Origin of the sequence: Streptomyces sp. McG3 (assembly GCF_018619185.1) — a bacterium.
Lineage (GTDB): Bacteria > Actinomycetota > Actinomycetes > Streptomycetales > Streptomycetaceae > Streptomyces.
On sequence record NZ_JAAXYC010000315.1, the window covers coordinates 1 to 8,752 of the forward strand.

At 73.3% G+C, this 8,752-nt stretch carries 9 protein-coding genes; 7 read left to right on the forward strand and 2 right to left on the reverse strand.

The features are described from left to right. From HET64_RS32460 to HET64_RS32475, 4 genes are all read left to right on the forward strand, one after another. The coding region (locus HET64_RS32460) for a sensor histidine kinase (RefSeq protein WP_215110735.1) at positions 1-1,323 on the forward strand (1,323 nt) is incomplete at its 5' end. Beyond that, positions 1,320-2,009, forward strand: coding sequence for a response regulator transcription factor (locus HET64_RS32465; protein WP_215110736.1), 690 nt, complete (start codon positions 1,320-1,322; stop codon positions 2,007-2,009). The genes HET64_RS32460 and HET64_RS32465, both read left to right, overlap by 4 nt. 138 nt (positions 2,010-2,147) lie before the next feature. After that, positions 2,148-3,278, forward strand: coding sequence for an alpha/beta hydrolase (locus HET64_RS32470; protein WP_215110737.1), 1,131 nt, complete (start codon positions 2,148-2,150; stop codon positions 3,276-3,278). Then, positions 3,275-4,504, forward strand: coding sequence for an acyltransferase (locus HET64_RS32475; RefSeq protein WP_215110738.1), 1,230 nt, complete (start codon positions 3,275-3,277; stop codon positions 4,502-4,504). Before HET64_RS32470 ends, HET64_RS32475 begins: the two co-directional genes overlap by 4 nt. 71 nt (positions 4,505-4,575) lie before the next feature. Here the strand turns inward: HET64_RS32475 and HET64_RS32480 are convergent, their stop codons facing one another. Beyond that, a complete protein-coding gene (locus HET64_RS32480) occupies positions 4,576-5,589 on the reverse strand; it encodes an aldo/keto reductase (RefSeq protein WP_215110739.1) in 1,014 nt (337 codons plus the stop codon). Further along, positions 5,589-6,089, reverse strand: coding sequence for a MerR family transcriptional regulator (locus tag HET64_RS32485; RefSeq protein WP_215110740.1), 501 nt, complete (start codon positions 6,087-6,089; stop codon positions 5,589-5,591). The genes HET64_RS32480 and HET64_RS32485 overlap by 1 nt, the downstream gene beginning before the upstream one ends. Positions 6,090-6,269: 180 nt before the next feature. On the opposite strand from HET64_RS32485, the gene HET64_RS32490 reads away from it, so the two are divergent. The 3 genes from HET64_RS32490 to HET64_RS32500 are packed head-to-tail and all read left to right on the forward strand — an operon-like array spanning position 6,270 to position 8,633. Then, the gene (locus HET64_RS32490) at positions 6,270-6,563 is read left to right on the forward strand and encodes a small hydrophilic protein (protein WP_215110741.1); all 294 of its coding nucleotides are present in this window, start codon (positions 6,270-6,272) and stop codon (positions 6,561-6,563) included. After that, positions 6,535-7,977: an ATP-binding protein gene (locus tag HET64_RS32495; RefSeq protein ID WP_215110742.1), complete on the forward strand. Its 1,443-nt coding sequence runs from the start codon at positions 6,535-6,537 to the stop codon at positions 7,975-7,977. Before HET64_RS32490 ends, HET64_RS32495 begins: the two co-directional genes overlap by 29 nt. Further along, positions 7,974-8,633, forward strand: a complete 660-nt coding sequence (locus HET64_RS32500) for a response regulator transcription factor (protein ID WP_215110743.1) — start codon at positions 7,974-7,976, stop codon at positions 8,631-8,633. The genes HET64_RS32495 and HET64_RS32500 overlap by 4 nt, the downstream gene beginning before the upstream one ends. Positions 8,634-8,752: the final 119 nt, after the last annotated feature.

An 8,752-nucleotide genomic window follows, 5' to 3' on the forward strand; every position in this document is an offset into this window, starting at 1 on the left:
GCCGGGCCCCCGCCGCCCGCCGACGGCCTGCTGAGCGCTGCCCGCCGCAATCTGCGCGAGCTCGCCCACGGGCTGTCCCACGCGTCCCATCCGTCCACCCCGCTGCTGGCAAAGGCCCCGAAGCGGTGGCAGCGGCTGCTGCCGTACGTCGTGGTGCTCGCCCTGACCGCGACCTTCATCCCGGTCACCATCAACGTCCTGACCTCGCAGTACGGCGTGCCGGGCGCACTGGCCGGGGCGCTCGGGGTGGCCCAGGCCGCCCCCCTGCTGATGCTGGCCCACCGGCCTCTCCAGGCGTGGTGGATCATCTTCCCCGCCGACATCGTGGGCGCCCTGGTGCTGCTGGCGCACCCCGACGAGCGGCACGACGTCTGGCCGTGGACCGCCCCGGTGCTGGTCGCGTACCTCTTCCTGCTGCTGGCCCTCGGTCTGCGCGAGACACGGCGGACCCTGGTCGGCGTCTGGCTGGCGACGGGCGCGGCCGGTCTGGTGCTGCATCTGATCGCGCCGGCGGACCGCTCCACCGGCAGCGCCCTGCTGCTGCCGATCCTCGGCGCGGTGGTCCTCGTGATCGGCGGTGCCGTACGGGAGCGGAGCGAGGCGACGCGGCGGCTGGCCGAGCAGGAGACGATCAGCGAGGCGGAGCGGGCGCAGCGCACGCTGCTGGAGGAGCGGACACGGATCGCCCGTGAGCTGCACGACGTGGTCGCGCACCACATGTCGGTGATCACCGTGCAGGCCGACTCCGCGCCGTACCGGATCTCCGGGCTCTCGGAGCCGGCGCAGGAGGAGTTCGCCTCGATCGCGGCGGCCGCGCGGGAGTCCCTCGGCGAGATGCGACGGCTGCTGTCGGTGCTGCGCAGCGACGGCACCGAGGGCGACCGGGCGCCGCAGCCGGGCCTGGACCGGCTGCAGCAGCTGGTGGAGGCGACGGTACGGGCCGGGCTGCCGGCGGAGCTGTCGCTGGCCGCGGAGCTGGGCGACGTGCCGTCGACGGTGGATCTGTCGGCGTACCGGATCGTGCAGGAGGCGCTGGCCAATGTGGTGCGGCACGCTCCCGGGGCGCACACACAGGTCTCCGTCCGGGTGTCCGAGGGGCATCTGAACGTCCTCGTGGTCAACGGGCCCGCCCCGAAGCCCGCTTCGCCGCTGGAGAGCGCCGGGACCGGGCACGGGCTGGTGGGGATGCGGGAGCGCGTACGGTTGACCGGCGGCACGCTGGACACCGGGCCGCTGCCCGACGGCGGGTTCCGGGTGGCCGCCCGGATGCCGCTGCCTCCGGTCGTGTCGCCGTCCGCCCCACCCCCTTCGGAGGACTTGTGACCATCCGCGTGATCATCGTCGACGACCAGGCCATGGTGCGGGCCGGCTTCGCGGCGCTGCTGGCGGCGCAGAGCGACATCGATGTGGTGGGCGAGGCGGCGGACGGCCGCCAGGGCGTCGACGTCAGCCGCAACCAGCACCCCGACGTCGTCCTGATGGACGTCAGGATGCCGGAGATGGACGGACTGACCGCCGCACGCGAGCTGTTGAACCCGCCGGTGGGGGTGGTGCACCGGCCGAAGGTCCTGATGCTCACCACGTTCGACGTGGACGACTACGTGTACGAGGCGCTGCGGGCCGGCGCGTCCGGGTTCCTGCTGAAGGACGCCCCGCCCGCCGATCTGATCGCGGCGGTACGGGTGGTGGCGGCCGGGGACGCGCTGCTCGCGCCCTCGGTGACCCGGCGGCTGATCGCGGACTTCGCGGCGCAGCGCCCCTCGGGGGCGACGCGCGGCGGCCAGGCACTCCGGCTCAACGGGCTCACCCCGCGCGAGAGCGAGGTGCTGGAGCTGATCGCCCGGGGGCTGTCGAACCAGGAGATCGCGGGGCGGCTGGTGCTGGCCGAGCAGACCGTCAAGACGCACATCGGGCGGGTGCTGGCCAAGCTGGACCTGCGGGACCGGGCGCAGGCGGTGATCTTCGCGTACGAGTCGGGGCTGGTGACACCGGGGGACGCGGGGGCGTAGACACCCCAGGACCTGGCCCACCCCCTACCCGGGTATCACCCCGTGGTTGGCCCTCCGGTGTGACGCCCTCTCACCCGTCCTCTTCCTACCTTCCTCCCGGTCGCACCGGTCGGTGCGGATCCGGAGAGGGAGGGCACGATGCGTCGATACGCGAGGACCGTGGTCGCGTTCGCACTGGCGACCAGTGTGGTGGCGGGGACCGCGGGCTGGGTTTCGGGAGATGCGCAGCAGGCGCTGACCGGGCCGCCGCCGGGCAGTGCGCAGTGGCGGACGGACCGGACGCTGGGGGCGGGGCTGCCGGATCCGGAGCGCGCCACGCCCGGTGAAGTCGCCGCGTTCTTCGCGGGGTTGAGCGCCGGTGAGCGGCAACTCCTGGTCGTGCGCCATCCGTCCGTCGTCGGGAATCTCGACGGGGCGCCCCTCGAACTGCGCTACCGCGCCAACTCCCTCGCACTGGCCGCCGAGGACGACCCCCGCTACCGCTCGCTCGCCGCCCCCGGCCGCCAGGTCCTCGCGTTCGACCCGCGCGGACGCGGCCAGGTCGCCGAGGTCTTCGGGGACCTGCGCACGGCGCACCGGGTCTCGGTGGTGGTGCCGGGGTCCGACAACGACGCCGGGACCTTCGACCGGAGGGTCGCGAGCCACGGGGCCCCGGCCGGCATGGCCAGGACCCTGCACACGGCGGCCGGTCCTGGGACCGCCGTCATCGCCTGGGTCGGGTACACCACCCCGGTGGGCGTCGGCATCGACGCGGCCACCGGCGGCCTCGCGGAGGCGGGGGCCGGGCGGCTGACCCGGTTCACGGAGGGCCTGGCGGCGGACGGGCTGCCCGCGCCGGCGGTGTTCTGCCACAGCTACGGCTCGGTGGTCTGCGGTCTGGCCGCGCACCGCCTCCCCGCCACCGACCTGGTGGTCCTCGGTTCCCCCGGTATGCGCGCCGACGACGTGGGCGGGCTGCGGACGAGCGCCCGGGTGTGGGCGGCGAAGGACCCGACCGACTGGATCGACGACGTGCCGAACGTGCGCTTCGCGGGCCTCGGTCACGGGGCGGACCCGACCGATCCGGCGTTCGGCGCCCTTCGCGTACCGGCGGACGAGGCCCGGGGTCATGCCGGTTACTTCGCGCCCGGGACGGATTCGCTGCGGACCTTCGCCGCCATCGCGCGCGGCGACGCGGCGGAAGCGGCCCCGGACACGGCGGAACCGGACCCGGCAGAAGCCGCCCCGGCCCTGGAGGCCGCCCCGGTCCTGGAAGGAGTGGCCCGATGAGCGCCCTGCTGGAGAACGGCCGGCGGCTCGCGGCCCGTATCGACGCGTCCACCCCCGCCCACCGCGACCGGGCGATCGACGGCCTGCGGGCGTTGGCGCTGCTCGCCGTGCCGCTCGGTCACTGGATGCTCGGCGGGTTCCGGCTGGACGCCGACGGCCTGCACAACGCGAGCCCGCTCTCGACGTTCGCCGGCCTCGCGCCCGCGAGCTGGGTGCTCCAGATGCTGGGGATCTTCTTCCTCGTCGGGGGGTATGCCTCGGTGCTCTCCTTCCGCCGCCGGACCTCGACGACGGCCGCCTGGCTGGGCGGCCGGCTGGCCCGCCTCGGCCGGCCGGTACTCGGGGTGACCGCCGTGTGGGCGGTGCTGCTGGCGGTGCTGTCCGCGCTGGGCGTGCCCGGCGACACCCTGCGTACGGGGTCGACGCTGGTGATCCAGCCGCTCTGGTTCGTCGGGGTGTACACGGTGGTCACGGCGCTCACCCCGGTCTGCGTCACGCTGGCGCGGAAGCTCGGCGGGTGGGCGGCGCTGCCTCTGCTGGCGTCGGTCGCGGTGGTGGACTTCCTGCGCTACGGCCCCTTCGCGGATTCCGTGCCGTCCTGGCTGAGCATGCTCAACATCCTGCCCGGCTGGCTCTTCGCGTATCAGCTGGGCGTGTCCTGGGGCGAGGGGCGGATCGGAAGGCGCGGGGCCCGGCTGCTGCTGATCGGCGGCGGGGTGCTGTTCGCCGCGCTGCTGCTCGCCTTCCACTACCCGGCGTCGATGGTCGGGGTGCCGGGCGAGGCGCGGACGAATTCGCATCCGCCGTCGTTGCTGGTGGTGGCGCTGGCGGCGGCGCAGAGCGGGGCGGCGATCCTGCTGCGCGACCGGCTCGGGCGGCTGTTGCGCAAGCCGCTGCTCTGGGCGCCGGTCGTGGTGGTCAACCTGTCGGCGATGACGATCCTGTGCTGGCACCAGACCGCGATGCTGGCCGCCGCCGTACCGGCCTCGCTCGCCGGGGCGGGGTCGGCCGTGGCGGGGCTGACGACCGCGCCGGACACGTTGGGCTGGATCCTCGCCCGCATCGCCTGGCTGCCGGTGTTCGCGGGGCTGCTGGTGCTGATCGCCCGGTACGCGCGCCGCTTCGAGGCGCCGTGGCAGGCGGGCACCCGCGCCGCGAACGCCCGCCGTGCGCTGGCGGGGCTGCTCGCGGCGGGGTTCGCGGTGTTCGCGCTGGGGCTGGCGTGAGGCGTCGCGCGGGGCGCGGCCCGGTCGTCATGAACGTCGTGAACCAAGCAGTCTCCGCGTACGGTTGCGGGCTACTCCCGCGCCGCCGACGTACTGCTCATGTCCGGGTACCGGTCCCCCGCCACCCGGCCGGCGATCGGCTCCAGCACGGCCAGCTCATCCGCCGTCAGGGTCAGCCTCGTCGCCGCCGCGTTCTCCAGGAGGCGGCTCCGCTTACGGGTGCCGGGGATCGGGACCACGTTCAGCCCGTGCACCTGGGCGCGCTGCTGGACCCAGGCGAGGGCCACCTGCGCGCCGCTGACCCCGTGCGCGGCGGCGATCGTGTGGACGGGCTCCAGCAGGGCGGCGTTCGCGCGGGCGTTGTCGCCGTTGAACCGGGGCTGGCGGGCCCGGAAGTCGTCGGCGGCGAGGTCCTTGCCCGCATCGGTGAAGGAGCCGGTGAGGAAGCCCCGGCCCAGCGGCGAGTACGGCACGAGAGTGACGCCCAGCTCGGCCGCCGCGCCGACGGCGCTCTTCTCCACGTCCCGGCTGAAGAGCGACCACTCCGACTGGAGGGCGGCGATCGGGTGCACCGCGTGCGCCTCGCGCAGCTCGGGACCGGTCACCTCGCTCAGTCCGATCTGCTTGATCTTGCCCTGGTGGATCAGCTCCGCCATCGCCCCGATCGATTCGGCGAACGGGACCGCCGGGTCGTGGCGGTGCATGTAGTAGAGGTCGATGACGTCCGTGTCCAGCCGGCGCAGGCTCGCTTCGACGGCGGTGCGGATGTACGCGGGGTCATTGCGGATGGCCCGGTAGTCCGGGTCCTCGGTACGGACCAGCGCGAACTTGGTCGCGAGGGTGATCTCGTCCCGGTGGGCCCCGACGAACGGCGCGAGGAACTCCTCGTTGGCCCCGCGCCCGTAGGCGTCGGCGGTGTCGAGGAGCGTGACGCCGGCTTCCAGGGCCGCGTCCAGGGTGTCCCGGGCGGCGGCCTCGTCGGTGTCGCCGTAGAACTCGCTCATGCCCATGCAGCCGAGGCCCTGGACGCCGGCCTGCGGCCCTCCGGCGCCCAGCTCGACGGTGGCGATCCTGTCAGCGGTCATCAGGCACTGTTCCTCTCCGGGGCCCTGCGGGCGCCCGCGTAGAACTCGATCTTGTGGTCGAGGACGGCGAGGGTGTCGTGGAGCTCCGCGATCCGCGTGATCACATCACGGCGGGTCGCCTCCAGCAGTTCCTGCCGTGCCTCGAAGGTGGACGCGCCCTCGCGCAGCAGTTCCGCGTACCGCACCATGTCGGCGACGGGCATCCCGGTCAGCCGCAGCTTGCCGACGAAGGCCAGCCAGTCGAGGTCGCGGTTGCTGAAGCGGCGCTGGCCGGTGTGCGAGCGGTCGACGTGGGGCATCAGCCCGATGCGCTCGTACCAGCGCAGCGTGTGCGCGGTGAGTCCGGTGAAGGCGACGACCTCGCTGATCGTGTAGCCGTCCTTGCCCGCGGGGCGCGGGTGCGGCTTCGGGGCGGCCGCGCAGACGTCCACCGCCGGTGGGGGCGGCGGATGTGCGATTGTCGCGGGAGTGCTCCGGGAGGTTCCGTCGATCACCGTCATGCCCTCCACGCTAGATCCTTGGAGTGCACTCGAAGCAAGAGGGAACGGCTCGGAGCGAGCGGGAGCGGTGGGGCGTCCCGGGCCGGGCACTCCCACAGATGGACGGGAAGCGCATCGAAGATGAAGGATTGTTCATCTTCGCTTCATGTTCGTACCGTCCGGGACAGTCAGGGTGAATACATGGCTTTCTCACCTCGTCTGGCGGCCCTGGCAGCCGTCGTCGCCGTGCCCCTCGGCATAGCGGCCACCAGCTATGCCATGACCGACACCTCGGAAGCGCCGAAGGTGCCTCCCACCGTCCAACTGGAGGAGAGTCCGCGCGGCACACCGTCGCCGAGCGGTGTCACGTCGCCGACCGACACCCCGACGCCGAGCGGCTCCTCCACTCCGTCCCGTACGCCGGACAGCTCCGTCGTCCCCGGCCCCTCGGCGGCCGACGACGACGATGACGACGACTTCGGTGATGACGGTTAGCTTTCCGAGGATCTCCGCCCGGGTACGGATCCTGCTGTGGTTGCTGGTCGTGATGGCGGTCGCGCTGGGCGCGGTCGCCGTCACCGTGCGTTCGATCCTCCAGCGGGACGTGGACCACCGCATCAGCCAGCTGCTCACCCAGGAGACCGGCGAGTTCGCGAACTTCGTGCCGCAGGGCGTCGACCCGGACACCGGCGGCCGGTTCGACACGGCGGACAAGCTGCTCCGCATCTATCTGCAACGGCAGTACGCGGACCCCGACGAGGAGCTGCTGGGCATGACCGGCCGACCCGGCGACAAGCCCGGCGTCATCCGGCAGCGCCGCGAACTGCCCCAGGGCATCGCCCTGTGGCAGGACGACGCCTCGCTCGCCCGGATCCACACCTCCAAGGACTCCTTCGGGACCCTGGACCGCCCGCAGGGCGAACTGCGCTGGGCCAAGGTCGAGATCGGACCGTCCACGGGCGGGCAGCCCGGCGCGTTCGTCGTCGCCTTCCACCCGGAGCGCGAACGGGCCGTCGCCGACAAGACGTTCTGGACGCTGCTCGCCCTGTCCGGTGTGGCGCTGCTGATGACGACCGGGATCGGCTGGGCCGTCGCCGGACGCATCCTCGCGCCCGTCCGGATCGTCCGGACGACGGCGGCGGAACTGACCGAGCAGGACCTCACCCGGCGCATCCCCGTGGAGGGCCGGGACGACATCGCGGCCCTCGCCGAGACGTTCAACGCGATGCTCGACCGGCTGGAGCGGGCGTTCGCCGCGCAGCGGGTCTTCGTCGACGACGCCGGGCACGAGCTGCGCACCCCCATCACCATCGTCCGGGGCCACCTGGAGCTGATGGGCGACGACCCGGCGGACCGGGAGGAGACGGTGCGGCTGGTCACGGACGAGCTGGACCGGATGAGCCGCATCGTCGAGGACCTGCTCCTCCTCGCGGGGGCCGAGCGCCCCGACTTCGTGCGCCCCGAACCCGTCCAGCTCGCGGAGCTGACCGCCGACGTGTACGTGAAGGTGCGGACCCTCGGCGACCGGGAGTGGCAGCTCGACGGCGTCGCGGACCTCGAAGTGCGCCTGGACGAACAGCGGATGACCCAGGCGATGGTGCAGCTCGCGCAGAACGCCGTCCAGCACACCGTGCCCGGCCAGCGCATCCGGATCGGCTCGCGGGCCGAGGGGGACCGCGTCGAGCTGTACGTCGCCGACCACGGGCCCGGGATTCCGCCGGAGGACGCCGAGGTGATCTTCGAACGGTTCCGCCGGGGGACGTCCCGGCGCGGGACCCGCACGAGCGGCGCGGGGCTCGGCCTCGCCATCGTCAAGGCCATCGCGGAGGGCCACCACGGCCGCGTCGAACTACGCCGGACCGAAGGCGGCGGAGCCACCTTCGTACTCACGCTGGAGACCGCCTCATGAACCGCATCCTGATCGCCGAGGACGAGGAGCGCATCGCCTCGTTCGTCCAGAAGGGTCTCCGCGCCAACGGCTTCACCACGGTCGTCGCCGAGGACGGGGACCTGGCGCTGGGCCATGCCCTGTCCGGCGCGTTCGACCTGATGGTGCTCGACATCGGCCTGCCCGGCCGGGACGGCTTCACCGTGCTGCGGGAGCTGCGCGAGGCCCGCGTCACACTGCCGGTCATCGTGCTCACCGCCCGCGACTCCGTGCGGGACACGGTGGCCGGGCTCGAAGGCGGGGCCGACGACTGGATGACGAAGCCGTTCCGGTTCGAGGAGCTCCTCGCCCGGGTACGGCTGCGGCAGCGCACCGCCGCCCGCGCGCCCGAGGTCACCATGTTGCGCAGCGGCAGCCTCGCCCTGGACCTGCGGACGCGCCGGGCCCGCGCGGACGACCGGACGGTGGATCTGACGGCGCGCGAGTTCGTACTCCTGGAGATGTTCCTGCGCCACCCCGGCCAGGTGCTGTCGCGCGAGCAGATCCTCTCCCATGTGTGGGGGTACGACTTCGACCCCGGCTCCAACATCGTGGACGTCTATGTGCGCGCGCTGCGCCGGAAGCTGGGCGCGGAGCGGCTGGAGACGATCCGGGGCATGGGCTACCGCCTGCCCTGAGCCCCGGCCCGGCCGGAGGCCCTGTCCCGGCCGGAGGCCCCGTCCCGCGTTCCCGGGGCGGGGTCTTTGCGTTCCTGGGGCGGGGCCCTTCGCGTTCCGGGGGCGCCTCGGGCCGCAAG